Source organism: Shinella sp. M27, from assembly GCF_049199905.1.
GTDB lineage: Bacteria > Pseudomonadota > Alphaproteobacteria > Rhizobiales > Rhizobiaceae > Shinella.
On sequence record NZ_JBLZPK010000074.1, the window covers coordinates 20,436 to 37,349 of the forward strand.

General features: G+C 60.9%; 15 protein-coding genes. 9 read left to right on the forward strand and 6 right to left on the reverse strand.

Annotated features, from left to right (window positions below; all coding sequences use genetic code 11):
• Positions 1-4: 4 nt before the first annotated feature.
• The gene (locus tag ACOZK4_RS26130; protein ID WP_421594573.1) at positions 5-562 is read left to right on the forward strand and encodes a helix-turn-helix domain-containing protein; all 558 of its coding nucleotides are present in this window, start codon (positions 5-7) and stop codon (positions 560-562) included.
• A gap of 205 nt (positions 563-767) precedes the next feature.
• On the opposite strand, the gene ACOZK4_RS26135 is transcribed toward ACOZK4_RS26130, so the two are convergent.
• From ACOZK4_RS26135 to ACOZK4_RS26145, 3 genes are all read right to left on the reverse strand, one after another.
• Positions 768-1,604, reverse strand: coding sequence for an oxidoreductase (locus ACOZK4_RS26135; RefSeq protein ID WP_421594633.1), 837 nt, complete (start codon positions 1,602-1,604; stop codon positions 768-770).
• A gap of 456 nt (positions 1,605-2,060) precedes the next feature.
• Positions 2,061-3,053, reverse strand: a complete 993-nt coding sequence (locus ACOZK4_RS26140; RefSeq protein WP_421594574.1) for a rhodanese-like domain-containing protein — start codon at positions 3,051-3,053, stop codon at positions 2,061-2,063.
• The gene (locus ACOZK4_RS26145; protein WP_421594575.1) at positions 2,962-3,780 is read right to left on the reverse strand and encodes an SDR family NAD(P)-dependent oxidoreductase; all 819 of its coding nucleotides are present in this window, start codon (positions 3,778-3,780) and stop codon (positions 2,962-2,964) included. Before ACOZK4_RS26145 ends, ACOZK4_RS26140 begins: the two co-directional genes overlap by 92 nt.
• A 286-nt stretch (positions 3,781-4,066) precedes the next feature.
• Here ACOZK4_RS26145 and ACOZK4_RS26150 point away from each other — a divergent pair, with 286 nt between their 5' ends.
• The 8 genes from ACOZK4_RS26150 to ACOZK4_RS26185 are packed head-to-tail and all read left to right on the forward strand — an operon-like array spanning position 4,067 to position 12,706.
• Positions 4,067-5,038: a substrate-binding domain-containing protein gene (locus tag ACOZK4_RS26150; protein ID WP_421594576.1), complete on the forward strand. Its 972-nt coding sequence runs from the start codon at positions 4,067-4,069 to the stop codon at positions 5,036-5,038.
• Entirely contained in the window at positions 5,038-6,606 is a 1,569-nt protein-coding gene (locus ACOZK4_RS26155; RefSeq protein WP_421594577.1) for a sugar ABC transporter ATP-binding protein, read from the forward strand. The genes ACOZK4_RS26150 and ACOZK4_RS26155 overlap by 1 nt, the downstream gene beginning before the upstream one ends.
• Positions 6,607-6,627: 21 nt before the next feature.
• Positions 6,628-7,635: an ABC transporter permease gene (locus tag ACOZK4_RS26160; protein ID WP_421594578.1), complete on the forward strand. Its 1,008-nt coding sequence runs from the start codon at positions 6,628-6,630 to the stop codon at positions 7,633-7,635.
• On the forward strand, positions 7,632-9,572 hold the full coding sequence (locus ACOZK4_RS26165; RefSeq protein WP_421594579.1) for a hypothetical protein: 1,941 nt from the start codon (positions 7,632-7,634) through the stop codon (positions 9,570-9,572). Before ACOZK4_RS26160 ends, ACOZK4_RS26165 begins: the two co-directional genes overlap by 4 nt.
• Positions 9,569-10,597: a Gfo/Idh/MocA family protein gene (locus tag ACOZK4_RS26170; protein WP_421594580.1), complete on the forward strand. Its 1,029-nt coding sequence runs from the start codon at positions 9,569-9,571 to the stop codon at positions 10,595-10,597. Before ACOZK4_RS26165 ends, ACOZK4_RS26170 begins: the two co-directional genes overlap by 4 nt.
• A gap of 9 nt (positions 10,598-10,606) precedes the next feature.
• Entirely contained in the window at positions 10,607-11,638 is a 1,032-nt protein-coding gene (locus ACOZK4_RS26175; protein WP_421594581.1) for an aldo/keto reductase, read from the forward strand.
• Positions 11,635-12,009 carry a CidA/LrgA family protein gene (locus ACOZK4_RS26180; RefSeq protein WP_421594582.1) on the forward strand — a complete coding sequence of 125 codons (375 nt, stop codon included), beginning with the start codon at positions 11,635-11,637 and terminating at the stop codon, positions 12,007-12,009. Before ACOZK4_RS26175 ends, ACOZK4_RS26180 begins: the two co-directional genes overlap by 4 nt.
• Positions 12,002-12,706 (forward strand): LrgB family protein, encoded by a 705-nt coding sequence (locus ACOZK4_RS26185; RefSeq protein WP_421594583.1) that lies wholly within the window; start codon positions 12,002-12,004, stop codon positions 12,704-12,706. Before ACOZK4_RS26180 ends, ACOZK4_RS26185 begins: the two co-directional genes overlap by 8 nt.
• A gap of 360 nt (positions 12,707-13,066) precedes the next feature.
• Here the strand turns inward: ACOZK4_RS26185 and ACOZK4_RS26190 are convergent, their stop codons facing one another.
• The 3 genes from ACOZK4_RS26190 to ACOZK4_RS26200 all read right to left on the reverse strand — a co-directional run bounded on the left by ACOZK4_RS26190 (position 13,067) and on the right by ACOZK4_RS26200 (position 16,755).
• Positions 13,067-14,131, reverse strand: a complete 1,065-nt coding sequence (locus ACOZK4_RS26190) for a substrate-binding domain-containing protein (protein ID WP_421594584.1) — start codon at positions 14,129-14,131, stop codon at positions 13,067-13,069.
• 63 nt (positions 14,132-14,194) lie between these two features.
• Positions 14,195-15,226, reverse strand: coding sequence for an ABC transporter permease (locus ACOZK4_RS26195; protein WP_421594585.1), 1,032 nt, complete (start codon positions 15,224-15,226; stop codon positions 14,195-14,197).
• Positions 15,226-16,755 (reverse strand): sugar ABC transporter ATP-binding protein, encoded by a 1,530-nt coding sequence (locus tag ACOZK4_RS26200; protein WP_421594586.1) that lies wholly within the window; start codon positions 16,753-16,755, stop codon positions 15,226-15,228. The genes ACOZK4_RS26195 and ACOZK4_RS26200 overlap by 1 nt, the downstream gene beginning before the upstream one ends.
• Positions 16,756-16,914: the final 159 nt, after the last annotated feature.

Below are 16,914 nucleotides of genomic sequence, written 5' to 3' on the forward strand. Positions count from 1 at the left end.
CTTGATGAGCGGGGATCTCGAAATCCATCATTTGATCCGCGCCGCACGGACTGCTCGACGCATGTCGCTGAGAACGCTCGCTGCGATCACAGGATTAACGCCAAGTTTTCTCAGCCAGTTTGAGCGCGGAAAGTGCGGCGCAAACGAAATGACGATCGCTCGCATCTGTGGCGGTCTGGGTCTGTGCTACTCGAATGTAAGCACCGGGCGGAGGCTTCAGCACAGTGTCATACGGAACGACATAATTCACGGTGTTCATGTGGCTGGAGATAATTACAGCGTTTCTCTCGATAGGTTTCCCCGCGGCAGTCTGCAAGTGGACACAATCGCTTTGCGCCCTGGAGTGAGGACACTGCTCGGTGGGGATCACGCCTCGCACGCCATAAGATACCTAATTGTTACGAATGGTCGAATTGAACTTTGCTCTGATCGCCAGTGTCTGCCCCTTGGTGAGGGTGATACGTTCGAATGTTTCACCGTTCATCAGATTCAAATTTCAAGCGGTGATCAACGGGAGGCTCGGCTGATTTGCATCTCCTCGCCTAGCGCATACCCCGGCTAATTCTGGCGAGAGGCACCAGCCGCACCGACGATCCCAACTGCAACTTGCGACCTGACTGCTTAAAAGGTGCTTGTGCCCGAAATTGGAAATGATTGCTGCGGTTTGTCATAAGGAAACGTGGCTCGGCGGTTCGTATCCTTTCAAGGCGAATGGGAGACCGCGAAAGCGGCCTCCCATCGGACGAAGCTTAACCAGACGAGCGCCGTCATGAATCAGTGGCGAAGTCAGTTGATAATGAGATGGTGCGCCATTCGGAGAGGATGGCGGCGTCATGCGCGTGCTTCTTTTCGATCGCGGCCACAGTGTCGCTGCCGAGCGGCAGGCGAACCGGCGGATTGGGAGCGTCAGCGAAGGCGATCAGGACCTCGACCAGCTTCTGAGGATCGCCGGGTTGATTATGGCTGAGCCCCGTCGCTATCGCGCGCACCTTGCCGGCGGTCGCTTCGTAGTCGCCGATGATGTTGCCGCTGACTGAGAGTGATGTGGAATCCAGGAAATCGGTGCGGAAATAACCCGGTTCGATCACGGTGACATGGATGCCGAGCGGCGCCAGTTCGTCATGCAGGGCTTCGCTCAGCCCCTCAACGGCGAATTTGGTCGAGGAGTAGACCCCGAAGCCTGCCGCGCCGTGATAGCCGCCGATCGACGAGATATTCAGGATGCGGCCTGAGCGGGCCCGGCGCATGAAGGGCAGGACGGCGCGGGTTACGTTGAGGAGGCCAAAGACATTGGTGCGGTAGACAGCCTCTATTTCGGATACCGTCGCCTCCTCGACAGCGCCTATCAATCCAAAACCCGCATTATTGAGCAGGATATCGATGCGGCCGAAGCGATCGATCGCGGCCTTCACTGCTGCGGTGGCCTGGCTGTCGTCGGTCACGTCGAGGGCGACCGGAAGAAGGTTGGGGTGCTCACCGAACCGCTCGGTGATCGCCTTTGGATTACGGGCGGTGGCGACGACGGCGTCGCCCTGTGCAAGAGCGTGTGTGGTAACGAGGGCGCCAAAGCCGCGCGAGGCGCCTGTGATGAACCAGATTTTCATGAGGGTGTTCGCTACACCACCGCCAGGCTCGTGTTGCCGCTCATCACCCTCGGCAGCGTGCGCGTCCAATCCATATCCTCGACCGAGACAGGATTTAACTCGCTGGGATTTAAACGCGTCCCCGATGGCTCACTGATCTGCCACGCTCCTATGGCAGGATGGATCGGTTTGATCCCGTGGGTGCTTGGGATCGTCGTTCTTATCGTCACAATCGCATAACCGTCCCCACCACCGGACGCTTACCGTTTGCAAGCGTGTGTGGCTGTGTAAGCCACGATATCCGACCGTCGCCCAACGGAATTCCTCCATCGACGGCGCGAAGGCCGTGATTGCCATAGCGCAGATTGGCCCGATGCGAGGCACCTTCTGGACCGGCCAAACTACATCGCATTACCTCGCTTCTGCGGCGATGCAACGATCGATCGGATGATCCAACCCACCAGTGCAAATCAATACTCAGTGACTTGGTTGTCTTGTTAGCTTCGGCATGTCTTCACGTTGGCCCCATTCATGCCAAGAGCCGTCGTAGAGGCGCCAATCCGGGTTGCCGAGCTGCTCGACCATGAAACCAAGAATGCAGGCGGTGACGCCCGAGCCGCAGGTCGTGATGACATTGCCGGAAATATCCGCCTTTGCCTCCTCGAAGACGGTGCGTGCCTTGTCGGGTGATACGAATTCGAAATTCTTGTCGGCGTCGAAGAACTTTGCCCATGGCGTATTGATCGCGCCGGGCATGTAGCCCGAGGCGACGCCGGGGTAGCCGGAGCCTTCCAGACCGTCGAAGCGCGCTGCGGTTCTTGCGTCCACGATTGTCGCATCGTCCTTGTCGATTGCGGCGCGAACTTCGTCCAGAGTGACCACCTTGCCCGGAACCAGCTTTGCGGCAAACGCGCGAGGGGCGACAGGGGCGCTTGCGCCGGTTTCGATCGGTCGGCCCTCCGCCTTCCATTTCCGCCAGCCGCCGTTCAGAATGCGGGAGCGGTCGTGGCCGAATGTCCGGAACATCCACCAGAGACGGCACGAAACGTAACCCGCGTCATAGATGATGAGATCCGTCTCGTTGTCGATCCCAAGGCGGCCGACATGGGCTGCGAAAAGATCGGCGGCGGGCAGCATGTTCACGTAACGTGAATCCGGGTCCGAGACATCACCGAGGTCGATGAAGCGTGCACCGGGGATGTGGCCTTTGACGAAGTCGTCCCTCGCATGCTTGCCGGCTTCCGGCAGATACCAGGAGCAATCCAGAACGACGATATTGTCTGGCTTGCGGGCGAGCATATCGGAAAGCTCTTCGGTGTTGATGAGCCAATTTGTCATGGCGGTCTTTCTTCTTCGGTCCTGCGTGCGAGCGGTTAGATCAGGGATATACGGAGGAACGGCCCAGCTTTTCCACCCACGAATCTCCAGAGAGTACGCCACCATCAACAACGACGCTTCGACCGGTGACATAGCGCGAGGCAGGTGCAACGAGGCTGAGCGATGTCGTGATCAGGTCTTCCGGCACGGCCAGATGGCCGGCAGGGATATAATCAGCGAACCAGCGGCTGCGGTATTCGTCATCCCAGAGCGGGCGCGTGAATTCGGTCTGGACGAAGCCCGGTTCGATGGAATTGACCTGGATGTTGTCGCCGGCCCATTCATGCGCCATCGAGCGCGTCAGCGATGTTACGGCCGCCTTCGTCGCGGCATAGACGGAGATCGTGTCGAAGGAGATGTTCGCCGAAAGCGAGCTGAAGTGCAGGATCTTGCCGCCACCCTGTGCCTTCATCAGGGGCTGCACGGCCTTGGAGAGGAAGTAGACGCTTCGGAAATTCACCGATGTGATGATGTCGAAATCGTCCTGCGTAACCTCCAAGATGGGCTTGCGGCGATTGGTGCCCTGCAGGTTGACGAGAATGTCGATCCGGCCCGTCACCTGCTTTGCCCTGCCGACCAGTTCTTCGCATACTGCCGACGAATCGAGATCGGCCTGAAGCCCCTCGAAAGGCAAATTCTCGGCGGCGAAACGCGCTTTCAGGGCCGCCAGGCGGTCTGCCGAAAGATCATGAACGATGACGCGCGCACCCGCCTTTGCAAAGGCCTCCGAAATTGCCGAACCGATGGCGCCGGCGCCGCCCGCGATGAGCGCGGTCTTGCCTTCGAGCGAAAAAAGAGAGGACAGGTAGGCGGACATCATATTCCTTTCGAGGCCTGAGCGCAGATTGACCATTTTTGCGGTCCGTAGCGCTCATTCTGGCATCTGCCCCTGCCGGGGCATCAGGGTAAGCGGTTGATATAAATGGCAAACGCCAAGTGCGGCCAAAATACATTTTCTTTATAAATTTAGTAGATATTTTTTGCTAACGCCGATCGAATAATCATATTTAAATTCCCGTTTGGGATCGGAATTTGGTGGTTTCGCCTTTGGATTGCGATGCGCCTCTCGCTAGCTTCTGAGCATCAAAACAAGGAAGCCTAACAACATGTTTCGCAAGACAATTCTGACCGTCGCCTCCGGCCTCGCCCTGTTCGCCGCAAGCGTTTCCGCGCTTCATGCGGAACCCAAGGGCAAGGATGCTCCGGTGACGGTATTCGTTTCGCCACTCACCTTCGCCTTCACGCATTTCGTATTTCTGACGGACCAGCTGGAAGATGAGGCGAAGACGATCGGCGGCGTGACCATCGTCAAGGCGGATGCCCAGCTGTCTGCGCCCAAGCAGATCGCAGACCTTGAAGCCGCGATCGTTCAGGGTGTTGATGGCATCATTCTTGCGCCCGTGGAAGCGGATGCGCTGGCCCCGGTCGTGAAGCAGGCCATCGAGGCCGGCATCGCCGTCGTTACCGTCGATCGTCCGGTCAATGGCGTGCCGGAAGTTCTGGCCAATGTCGCGGCCGACAATTTCAAGGGTGCGGAGTCCCAGGGCGAAGCGGTTGTGAAGGACTTTCCCGAAGGCGCCAAGGTGGTGAACCTGCAGGGCATCCCGGGCGACAAGACCGCCAATGACCGCAGCGGTGGCGTTCACAAGGTGCTCGATGCCGCCGGCGGCAAGTACACGTTCGTGTCCGAACAGGCCGCCAATTTCTCGCGGGACAAGGGTCTGGCTGTCACCGAAAACATCCTGACCGGCCTTTCCGAAGTGCCTGACGTCATCGTCGCCGGCAATGACGACATGGCGCTGGGTGCTGCGCAGGCTGTCGAAGCCCGCGGCCTGAAGGGCAAGATCAAAATCTACGGCTACGATGGCTCCGAAGACGCCCTCAAGGCTGTCAAGGACGGTAGCCTTGCCGGCACCGTCGATCAGTTCCCCGGCCAGCAGGGTCGCGTCGCGGTTCGCACGATCGTGGACTTCATTCGTGAAGGCAAGAAGCCGGAAACCGCCAATGTTCTGGTCGCCCCCGTTGCCATCACGCCGGAAAATCTGGAACAGGCAGAGCGCGTAGGGCTCATCAACTGATGACGATCCATCCACGTCCGGAAACCGTGGACGTCGAAACGTCGGGGCGCGCTCAGCGCCCCGTACCTTTTGTGGCCGCGGTCGATCTCGTCAAGCGTTTCTTCGGCGTGACGGTCCTCGACGGTGTTTCTCTGGCCTTGCAGCCGGGCGAGGTGCGCGCCCTGCTTGGCGAAAACGGTGCCGGAAAATCCACCGTCATCAATATTCTGTCGGGTGTCTTTGCCGCAGACGCCGGAGCAGTGGAAATCGATGGCGCCTCGGCCGCCTTCAGTGGACCGCGTGATGCCGACCAAGCCGGCATCAGCGTCATACGCCAGGAACTGTCGCTGTTCCCCGACTTGTCCGTCGCCGAGGCGATCTTTGCCGGGCATTTGCCCCTCACGCGCGTCGGAACGGTGGACTGGACGCTGGTTCGCCGGGCCGCGCGCGATGCACTTGCGCAACTCGGTATATCGTCGCTCGACGTTCGCCGGCCGGTCGCCGGCCTATCCATCGCGCAGCAGCAGATGGTGGAGATCGCCCGCGCGCTGACGCGCCGGTCGCGCCTCGTCATCATGGACGAGCCGACCGCCTCGCTCTCCCCGGAGGAAGTCAGCCATCTCGGCGAGATCATCGCGCGTTTGTCCCGCGAGGGTGTGGCGATCCTCTATGTCAGCCACCGGTTGGATGAAATCCGCGCCTTTTGCCAAAGCTACACCGTTCTGCGCGATGGCAGGATGATCGAGGACGGAGAGGTCGCTGCCGTCGACAATGCGCAGCTGATCCGGGCCATGGCGGGTCGCGACGTGAAGATCGGCCTCAGGCGCGAGGCAACAATACCGGGTGAAGTAGTCCTGGAAGTGCGCAATCTGGCGGCGCGGGCATCAGGACGCGCGCCGGCACGCGTCACGGACGTGAGCTTTGATGTTCGCGCAGGCGAGATCGTCGGTCTTGCGGGCATCGTCGGTGCAGGGCGCTCCGAAACCGCGCGCATGATCTTTGGTGCCGATCCCGTCGGCGCCGGCGAAATTCGTCTCGGCGGGCAGCGTTTTTCGCCGTCCTCCACGACCGAAGCCATTCGCGCTGGCATTGGCCTCGTACCGGAGGATCGAAAGGGGGAGGCCATCCTGCCGCAGCGCGCGGTCGTCGAAAACTTCGCTCTCGCGGGCGCCAGTGCACCCCGCTACCGCTGGATTAACGACCGTCATGCGGAAAAAAGTCTGTTCGGGAGTTTCGTCGAGCGGCTCGGCATTCGTGCAAGCTCGTTCAATGCGCCCATTGCAACGCTTTCCGGCGGAAACCAGCAGAAGGTTATTCTGTCGCGCTGGATCGCGCGTCGGCCGAAGGTGCTGATCGTCGATGAACCGACACGCGGCATCGATATCGGAGCGAAGGAGGATGTCCACGGGCTGTTGCGCGAGATAGCCGGGCAGGGCGTCGCCGTTCTCGTCATCTCCTCCGACCTGCCCGAACTGATGGCGCTGTCCGACCGGATCGTTGTCCTGCGCGAAGGCCATTCCGTCTTCGAAACCGACGGAGCGTCTGCCACGGCGGAAGAGCTGATGGCCAGGATGACGCGGCACGGCTGAGAAAATTCCAAGGAAAAAACAATGTCCAGCATATCCCTCACCACGACGCACCGCGCGCAGACCTTCGCCATTCTCGGCAAGGTCGCGCCGCTCATCTTCCTTATTGCGCTGGTCGTGCTCTTCGCCGTTCTCCAGCCCCGTTTCCTCATGCCGCTCAACCTTTTCAATATTCTCCGGCAGGTTTCGATCTACGGGATCATTGCCGTCGGCATGACCTTCGTGATCCTGGCGCGCGGCATCGACCTTTCGGTCGGTTCTCTCGTCGCGATGTCCGGGCTGGCGGCCGCCGTTGTCGCGAAAGGCGGCATCGAGGGGCGCTTTCTGCTGAGCGCGGATGGAACGGGCTATGCCTGGCCTCTGGCCGCACTGGCGGCGATTTCCGCCGGAACGCTTGCCGGATACCTGCAGGGCCTTGCCGTCTCGCGCCTTTCCGTTCCCGCCTTCGTTGTGACGCTGGGCGGCATGACCGTATTTCGCGGCGTCGCGCTGACAATCGGCAATGGCGGGCCGATCTCCGGATTCGATGAGGCCTTCGGTTGGTGGGGGCGCGGCATGATCGGGCCGGTCCCCGTTCCCGTCATCATCTTTCTCGTCGTGGCACTGCTCGCGCATTTCGTGCTGACACAGACGCGCTTCGGCCGCGCCGTCTATGCCGTGGGTTCAAATCCGGATGCGGCAAGGCTTTCCGGTATCAACACGACCCGTGTGACGACCGCCGTCTATGCCGTGATCGGTTTCTGCTCTGGGCTGGGCGGTTTCGTGTTGGCGTCCAGGCTCAATTCCGCCGAGGCCGTCGCCGGTTCCGGTTATGAGCTGACGGCGATCGCCGCGGTCGTGATCGGCGGGACGAGCCTGCAGGGCGGGACCGGCTCCATCGTTGGAACGGTCATCGGCGCCGTACTGACCGGCGTGCTCCTCAACGGTCTCGTCATTCTCAACGTCTCCCCTTACGTGCAGCAGATTCTGGTCGGCCTGATCATCGTCGCTGCCGTCGCATTCGACAGCTTCGTGAAAAGGCAAACCCGATGAATCCTTCCATCATCCTAACGGGAACGACCGTCGAGGAACCGGCAAAGCGTCTTCTCAAGGCCGGCGCCCTCGAAGCAACGTTCGATTCGGGGGCCTTGCGCTGGATACGCTGGAACGGCGTCGAAATTCTTCGCGGTATCAGTTTCCTCGTGCGTACGCCCAGCTGGGGCACCCCGGCTCCCGTCGTTTCCAATCTGCTGATCGACGAGCAGGAACTCGGCTTCGATGTGCGTTACGATGCCTATTTCGGCGAGGCCGGGAAGGGCGTGCTTGCGAAGATCAGCTTCAAGGCGCGGGCCGACGGCAATCTCGAGGCGACCGCCGATATCAGCGCCGACGCCCCCTTCAGCACCAACAGGACGGGTTTCGTCATCCTGCACCCGCTGATCGGCTTTGCCGGCACTGAGGTCGGGGTCGAGCACGCATCCGGGCTTCACGAGCAGATCACCATTCCCTTGCAGATCAGCCCCGGCCAACCTGTGATGGACATTCAGGCGATCACCCACCACCCGTATCCGGGGCTCAATGTTTCCACGCGTTTTGCGGGCGATGTCTTCGAGATGGAGGATCATCGCAACTGGTCCGATGCCTCGTTCAAGACGTATAGCCGGCCCATCGGTTTGCCTTATCCCTATTGGCTCAATCCGGGTGTTCCGGTCGGGCAGTCGGTTACGGTCACGATCAAGGATGAGCGTGTCGGTGGCGCTGCGGAAAACCCCGTCGCCGTGCCGGTTCTTGCGGGCCAGGTTTTGCCTGGTTACGCACTTCCGCTGGACAGGTTGGAGGACGCCAGCGACGCACTGCGGTTTGCCGATGCGCTGGCGGACGTGAAGCCTGCCAGCATTCTGCTTCGCTACGATGCCGCGCGCGGCGATACCACTGCCGCTGTTGCCGACCTTGCCGAATTGCTGCGCCAAACCGGCGCATCGCTCGATGTCGAGGCCATTCTCGATGGCGACGAGCCCGCCACTGCCGGCGCGGCGTTGCATGCGCTTGCGCAAGCGCTCACGGACAAGGGCATTGTCGTGGCGAATGTCGCGGCCTGCGCGAAAATCGATGAGCAGTCCTTCCAGCCGGAAGAGGCGCGTCCATCGCACCTGTCGGAAAAGCAGCTGGCTTCGGCGCTTTCATCGGCCTTTCCGCAAAGCCGGCATGGCGGAGGAACGCCGGCCTTTTTCACCGAGTTTAATCGCAAGCGCCCGAACCCGGCACTGGTCGATTATTTCGCCTTCGCGACGACGCCGGTCGTGCATGCTGCCGATGACGCCTCCGTCATCGAGACCTTGCAGTCGCTGCCGCATATCCTGCACTCCGCCCAAAACCTTTCGGACGGCGTGTCCTTGGCCGTCGGGCCTGTCGGCATCGGTGCGAGGCTGAACCCGTACGGTCCGGCTCCGGTCGACAATTCGAGCGAGGAGCGCGTCGGCATGGCGGCGCAGGATCCACGCCAGCGCGGCCTCTTTGCCGCCGCCTGGCATGTGGGCTACCTTGCCCAGCTCGCCCCATGGGGTGTCGCGAGATTTGCTTTCGGCGCGCCGACAGGTCCCTTCGGCCTCGTCGCTTCGCGCCAAGACTATGCGCGAGACGGCTGGGATGCGTTGCCCGATGGGGCACTCTATCCACTTTACCACGTTGCGCGATGGATCTCCGAGGCCGGAGGAGGGGAAGTCGTATCGGCAGGCATCGACGGCAATGTCGCACAGGTCACGTGGGAAAAGCACGGTGAAAGGCGGGCGCTCTTCGCCAACCTTTCGACCGAATCCGTTGCGATCGATCTGGCAGGCGAAGTCGCCGCCTCCGGCATCGTGCTGGATGAAGAAAGCTTCGAAACAGCGGTACTCGACCGCGAAACATTCCACGTTCCGAAGCCACTTTCCGGGACGGCCCGAATCGGCGCGTACGGCGTTCTCTCCCTGAACTATGGAAATGCCCCATGACCGGAACCCTCAAGGGATTGCTCATCGGTTGCGGCTTTTTTGCCCGCAACCAGCTTCATGCCTGGTCGGAAACGGATGGAGCCGAGATCGTTGCCGTCTGCGACCGGGATGCCGAGCGTGCACGCAGCTACGCGGCTGAATTCGGCATTCCCGCCTGGCACGATACGGCAGATATATTGTCGTCGGGCAGCTTCGACTTCGTGGATATCTGCACGACGATGGAAACGCACGAGGAGCTGGTCGCGCTTGCGGTGCGCCATCGTGTGCCCGTGATCGTTCAAAAGCCTTTTGCGCCAGATATTGATACGTGCCGGCGCATCGTCGCGAATGCCGCGGCAGCTGGTGTACCTGTCATGGTGCATGAGAACTTCCGTTTCCAGAAGGTTTTCCGGCGCATCCGCGATATCCTCGACAGCGGCGAAATCGGCGAGCTGACCTTCGGGCGGCTTTCCTGGCGCAATGCCATAGATGTCTATTCCAACCAGCCCTATCTCCTGAAGACCAAGCGCTTCATGATCATGGATGTCGGCATCCACATGCTGGACCTCGCCCGCTTCCTGTTCGGCGATGCCGGCGAGGTCTCCTGCTTCACCCAGTCCGTCAAGGAAGGGCTGGCCGGGGAGGATGCGGCGACGATCCTCTTGCGCCACGACGACAAGGCAACCTCGATCGTCGATGTCAGCTACGCTGCACATCGTTTTCCCAATCCGTTCCCGCAGACACTTGGCGAAATCGAGGGACGTCAGGGCACGATCCAGATTCTGGAGGGCGAGGTTCTGCTGATCCATTCGCAAGGCAAGCAGCGGCGCGAAACCATCGCGGATGATGGCCGCGCATGGACATCCGCGCCCTGGATACAGATCCAGGACAGCGTTCCGCGCACCCAGCAGCACTTCATCGACGCGCTCCGTCGAGGCGGGAATTTTGAGACCTCCGCGGAAGACAGCCTGAAGACCTATGCCCTTGCGGAAGCGGCTTATCGCTCGGCGGAAGCGGGTCGCGTCATCGACGCAAGAAATCTCTAGGACCTTATAATGCACATTCAGACAACACGGCGCGTCGGACAGACCGACCTTCAAATCCCTGTTCTCGGACTTGGAACCTGCCCGCTCGGCGGCGTCTATAACGCCATCGACGAGGCAACCGCCCGCGCAACCTTCGAAGCGGCCTGGAATTCCGGCCTCCGCCTCTATGACACAGCACCCTGGTATGGCCTCGGGCAGGCGGAACACCGGACGGGCCGTGCGCTCTGTGAAAAGGAACGTGAAAGCTATGTCCTGACCACCAAGGTCGGGCGTCTCCTGAAGGCCCCGCGTGACCGTGGATCGTTCAAGCCGGTGAACTGGGCTGGAGCACTGCCCTTCGAGCATCATCACGTCTTCACTTACGATGCCATCATGCGCTCCTATGAGGACAGCCTGCAGCGTCTTGGCGTGAACCGGGTCGATGCGCTCTACATTCATGATCTCGACAGCGGTTATTTCAGGACCGAGGAGGAGTTGAATGCCCGTCTCGGCGATCTCGAAAAGGGTGGTTATCGCGCGCTTGAGGAGTTGAAGCGTAGCGGAGAAATCAAGGCCATCGGCGCGGGCGTCAACGAACGCGGCATGATCGATCGTTTCCTCGACCGCTTCGATCTCGATGTCTTCCTCGTCGCATCACGCTATACGCTGCTGGAGCACGACATCTATTTCGACGAAGTCGCCCGCGCAGCAAAACGGGGTGCCAGCCTCGTCGTCGGCGGCGTGTTCAGCTCCGGTATCCTCGCCACGGGCGCCGTCGAGGGCGCGAAATACGAATATGGCGCGGCCTCGTCTTCGATTATCGAGCGAGTTCGGAAACTGAGCCGTATTGCTGATGCGCACGGCATCTCGCTGCCGGCGGCAGCGCTTCAGTTTCCTCTCGCTGCACCTATGGTCGCGTCGGTCGTCTTCGGGGCGGTCAAACCGGCCGAGATCGAGGCGAACGCCGCGCATTTCACCGCTGCCATTCCGGTCGGCTTCTGGTCGGATTTGCGGTCGGAGGGGCTGGTCCATCCCGACATTCCATTGCCGGCAGACGCATGACGATGACGCGGATCGGAACGGCCGGGCGCTGGTGCGGCGCTCTTGCCATCGTGCTGGCGGCATGGGCCGCGGGCGAGGGACTTGCGACGACTTTGAGCCTGCCGGTCCCCGCCGCGCTCATCGGTCTTTCTTTGCTCTTCCTTGGCTTTTGCCTTCGCCCGGCGCTGGTCAAAACCGTCGAGCCTGCCGTCCATACCCTGTTGCGCAACTTTCCCCTGTTTCTCTATCCGCTGGGAGCGGGTTTCCTCACCCTGCATGGGCTGGGCGGCGTGGTTCTCCTGAAAATTCTAGTCGCCGTTTTCGTATCGCTGGTGCTTTCACTGCTCGTCGGCGCCCAGGTTTTCCATATCTTCAAGAACAGGCATGGGTGACATAATCCTCACACTGGTCTGGCTGGCCCTGACGATCGCGATCTGGCTGATCAGCAAGCGCCTGACACAGATGTTTCGCATCTCGTCGCTGCGCAACCCGCTGTTCTTCGGCATCATAGCACTCTGCATTCTGCTCCCCGCCTTCGGCGTGGCTCCCGGCGATTATCTCGACCGTGTCCGGCCAATGACATTCCTTGTCGGTCTGGCCACGGTGGCGCTTGCCTTGCCTCTCTGGCAACAAAGGACGCTGATCCGTGCAAATGCACGGGCGATGTTTTTGTCAACGCTCGCATCGACGCTCACCGGCATTCTTTCTGCCATCGCACTTGGATGGGTGCTCGGTCTCGACGCGCCCTATCTGGCAAGTGCCGGCCCCAAGATGACGACGCTCGCCGTGGCACTGCCTCTGTCTCGTCTGACAGGCGGGTGGGACAATCTCGCGATGCTTTGCGTCATGTGCAACGGCGTCGGAGGCTCCTTCATATCAAGCGCGCTGTGGCAGCATCTCCTTCCCAAGAGCGGCCCCGAGGAGCGTGCCTTTTCTCTTGGCCTTTCCTCGCATGCCATGGGGATTGCGCGGACGCTGGCAATATCGCCCAATCATGTCTCGCTTGCGAGCTGCGGCATGTTGCTCAGCGCGCTTATCACGTCTGCCGTTTATGGAGTTGTATTGGCAGCTGACAAGCTCAGTCCCTGAAAATTTACACAATGCCAGACTAAGAATGTTGAACGAAGGTAGCCTCGCTCCGTGATCCGAAGCACAGCGTCTCGCTTAAAATCTTCGCTGAAATTCGATTTGCTCATAATGCTCTTCTTGCCTTAAAATTCGGAAAGAAAGCGTCTACGAAACTCGGGGCTGGTCGAATTGATGGCGGAGAAAAATCGCTGCTTCGAATCCCACGAGTATAGACTTGGACGAGTGCGAGTATCTGAGCGGGGTACGATATCACTTGTTGATCGAAATCTCTGAAGAAGGCTATGGGGTTCTAAGCTTGAGCTCATAAATGAATCAGGGGTCGAGAAGCTCGACCCCTGATGTCGTTAAGCAAGAGGCGGTTTAGTTGGACGGTGCGGCGGCTTTCGCAATCCAGTCGGCCGTGACGGCATGGTCCAATGCGAATTCTGGCAGCTTGGCGTTCAGCTCTTCTTCCGTCTTCACATCGTTGTCGAGCAGGAACTGTCGCGTGATGAGGGTCGGCGGCAGAAGTATGTTGGTGTCTTTCAGTTCGCCCGTCAGCGACAGGGCAACGGCGCGGAGCGCTGCCGCGCCGGTTCCGGCGGCGCTGATGGCCGAGGTCGCGACCCACGGGCTGTTGGGCTCGCGGATAGCTTGAATGTCCGACGTCGAGACGTCTACGCTGTAGATCTTCACCTGATCGTTGATACCTGCCTCGTCCACGGCGATCTTGGCACCACGCGCAAACTCGTCCCAGGGTGCCAGGACCACGTTGATGTCGGGATTGGCGCGGAACACGGCGGCGGTCTGGTTTGCCACGGTCTGCGCCGGGGTGTCGTCTACCGCACCCCATTGAGCAAGCTGGCTCACGCCGGGATGGCTCTTCTTGAAGGCCTGCCAGGCGACATCGCGCTTGTCGAGTGCGGGGAAGCCTTCGACGTAGATATAGCCGGCCTTGAAGTCGTCGCCGTTGTCCTTGACCGCCTGTTCCAGCACGAGATTCAGTTGCTTGCTTTCGTCCTGGTCGATGACGATGATTCCCTTCTGCGGCAGCGTGATGTTCTGCACGGCGATCTTGATGCCCGCGTCCAGAGCTTCCTGCACCACGTCGGAGACGGCCTCGCCCTTGCCGCCGGCGATGATGATGCCGCTGACGCCGAGATTAATTGCCTGGCGGATCTGCTCGCGCTGTTCGTCAGGTTTCTGGCGACCCTGGAAGGAGCGAAGTTCGATACCCAGCTTGTCGGCCTGGCGTTTCACGCCCGCTTCGTAGTTCTGGTAGTAGTCGCCGCCCGAGAGGTAGACGATAAGCGCGACCTTAACGCCGCCCTTGTCGAAGGGGGCTGGCGCGCCGTTGATGCCCTGCGCGCTGGCGATGCCGCTCATGAGCGTGGAGGCGGCGAAAAGCGCGCCGGTTGCAAGACCAAGAAGAGTACGACGTTTCATGCTGGTTCTCCGATGGTTGTGCCCGCTTGGGCAGAAGGTTTGGATGTCGGTGAGGCTGCAGATTCAGGTTCGGCGGTGCGACAGGCTGAAGGTGAGGGCGAGTGCACCGATCAGCACGACGCCTTTCACGAAATCCTGGATGTAATAGGGGGCGTTGAGCATGGTCAGGCCGTTGAGAAGCACGCCCACGAAGACCGCGCCGACGACCGTGCCGAAGACGTTTGGCCTGTTGGCGCCGAGCACCGCGTAGCCGATGAGGCTCGCTGCGACGGCGTCGAGCATCAGAGAGTTGCCGGCGCTGACGTCGCCGCGCCCCAGACGGGCGGCAAGCAGGATGCCGCCGAGTGCTGCCAGGACGGACGAAATGACATAGGCTGTGAAGCGGTAGGTTTTCGTCGGTGCTCCCGCCAGATGGGCCGCGGTCTGCGAGCCGCCGACTGCATAGAAGACGCGCCCCCAGCGGGTTCTCTCCATGACGAACCAGAAGGCGAGCGCGACGACGCCAAGCACGATCACCGGAACCGGCACCACGCCTTCGACCCGGTATCGTCCGAGTGCTAGGAAGAATTCCGTGAACGATCCGGTCGCAGCACTTCCGTCGAGCAGGGCCATGCCGGGAGCGACGGAGCGCCCACCCGTCGGAATGAGCTGGGCGCCGGCAAGCAGAAACAGCGTGCCGAGCGTCGCCAGAAGATCCGGAACGCGCAAGATGACGATGAGCAGCCCGTTGAACAGGCCGACGAGCAGGCCGATCAGCAGCGTACCGGCGATCGCCTCGAAGGCGGAGCCATTGAGCACGATGAGGATATAGGCAGCCGCCATCTGGCTGAGCGCCGCCATCGCGCCGACGGAGAGATCAAAGCCGCCGATAGCGCAGCTCACCGTGACACCGATGCCAAGCAGCGCCACGATTGCGACGGCCTGAAGAATGCTGAAGATATTGGCGACCCTGAGGAATGCCGGCTCGTTCAGCTGGAACACGACCATCATGGCAGCGAGCAGAACGAAGATGCCCGACTTTATGACGATGGTCTGCCAAGGCCAGCGCGACGATGCGCCGGTATGGTCGGAGGGTGACGATACTGTGATGGACATTATATTGTTTCCAAATGCGGCTTCGCCGCCGGGGATGGTTCGAGGATTGCGGTTTCGTCCGGCGTATCTGGGCCGGCCTGGATCGCACCGTTTTCGATGGTCAGAATGCGATCTCCAACCTCCAGCGCCTCTTCGTAGTCACTCACGAAGACGATCGTCGCGCGCCCGGTGCTACTTGTTCGGATCGCGCGGATGATGTCGTCGCGCGCGCCGACATCAACGCCTTGGAAGGGTTCGTCGAGCAGCAGGAGCCTCGCGGGCTCCGCCTGCCATCGTGCGAGGACCACCTTCTGCTGGTTACCGCCCGACAGCGCCGTCAGTGGCACGTCGCGTGACTGTGCCTTGATGCCGAAAGTAGCGATGGCGTTGTCGGCAACGTTGCCTTCCTGACGGAGTGGCAGCAGGCCGTAAGAGCGCCAGCGGCGAAGAAAAGGAAAACTGATCGTGCCCGCCAGAGAGGCAAAGGGGACAGTGGAGGGAAAGAACGATGTCCGCCACCGGTCTTCCCCGGCATAGAACACGCCTGAGGCTATCGACTGGGCAGGACCGGAAGGACGCCACTGCCGGTCCTCAAGCCACATTTCCCCCTGCGCAAGAGGCCACAGCCCGAAGATCGCGCCTGCAAGCGCACTCTTGCCGGAACCGAGCGGACCGGTGATCGCGATGATCTCGCCTGCGCCGACATCGAGGTCGAAGGTCGCCTCGCGTTTTCTCAAGCGAGCATTCCTGATACGGAAAATCGGTGGCCCATGATCTGCCGGTCGCGGCCGAGCCGCCGGCAGGTCATGGCCGATCATGGCGCGGATTGCCGCGCCGATCTCGATGGGACGCGCGAAACTCGCCGCGATGCGGCCATCGCGCAGGACGACGACGCGGTCGGCAAGCCGGCGGATGTCGGCGGTCTTGTGCGAGACGTAGATGATGGCGACGCCGCTTGCCCGCAATCCTTCGATGACGCGGAAGAGTTTTTCCGTTTCAACCGCGGAAAGGCTGGCTGTCGGTTCGTCAAACAGCATGACTGTCGGGCGATGGCTGACGGCACGCGCGATTGCGATCAATTGCTGGTCGGCCAGCGAAACGTCGGCGAGCTGCGCATTGAGATTAATGTCCAGGCCGATCCTTTCGGCCCGCTCCTGCGCGCGTCGGCGCACATCGGCAGGCGTCGCGACCAATGGCCGGGCGCCGGTGCAGAAGATATCCAAGAGCAGGTTTTCGGCGACGCTGAGCGTCGGCACGCCGACATCGGCGATCGACTGGTGAACCACGACTATGCCGTGTTCCTGCGCTTGGGCCGGAGACGATATATCGACGGTGCGGCCCTCGATTTCGATCGCACCCGAATCCGCCCGTTGAATGCCGCAGAGAATTTTGATCAGCGTCGACTTGCCTGCACCATTGGCGCCCATCAGTGCGACGATCTCCCCGGCATGCACATCGATATCGACGGAGCTGAGGGCACGGGTCGGACCATAGGACTTGGTGACGGAAGTTAACCGCAAAGCGGGTGGCGCAGGCCGCAATGCCGTCATTCTCGAGCTCCTTTCAGGGCATATCGAAGTCGATAAAACCTAGAAGGAGCACGGCATGCGGATAAGAAATAATCTACTAATTTTATAGATAATTTTGATTTTAGCTTTCACGCATCTGGCCTGCCCCCATTGAGTGAAGTGCTTGGGTCTGGTGGTCCG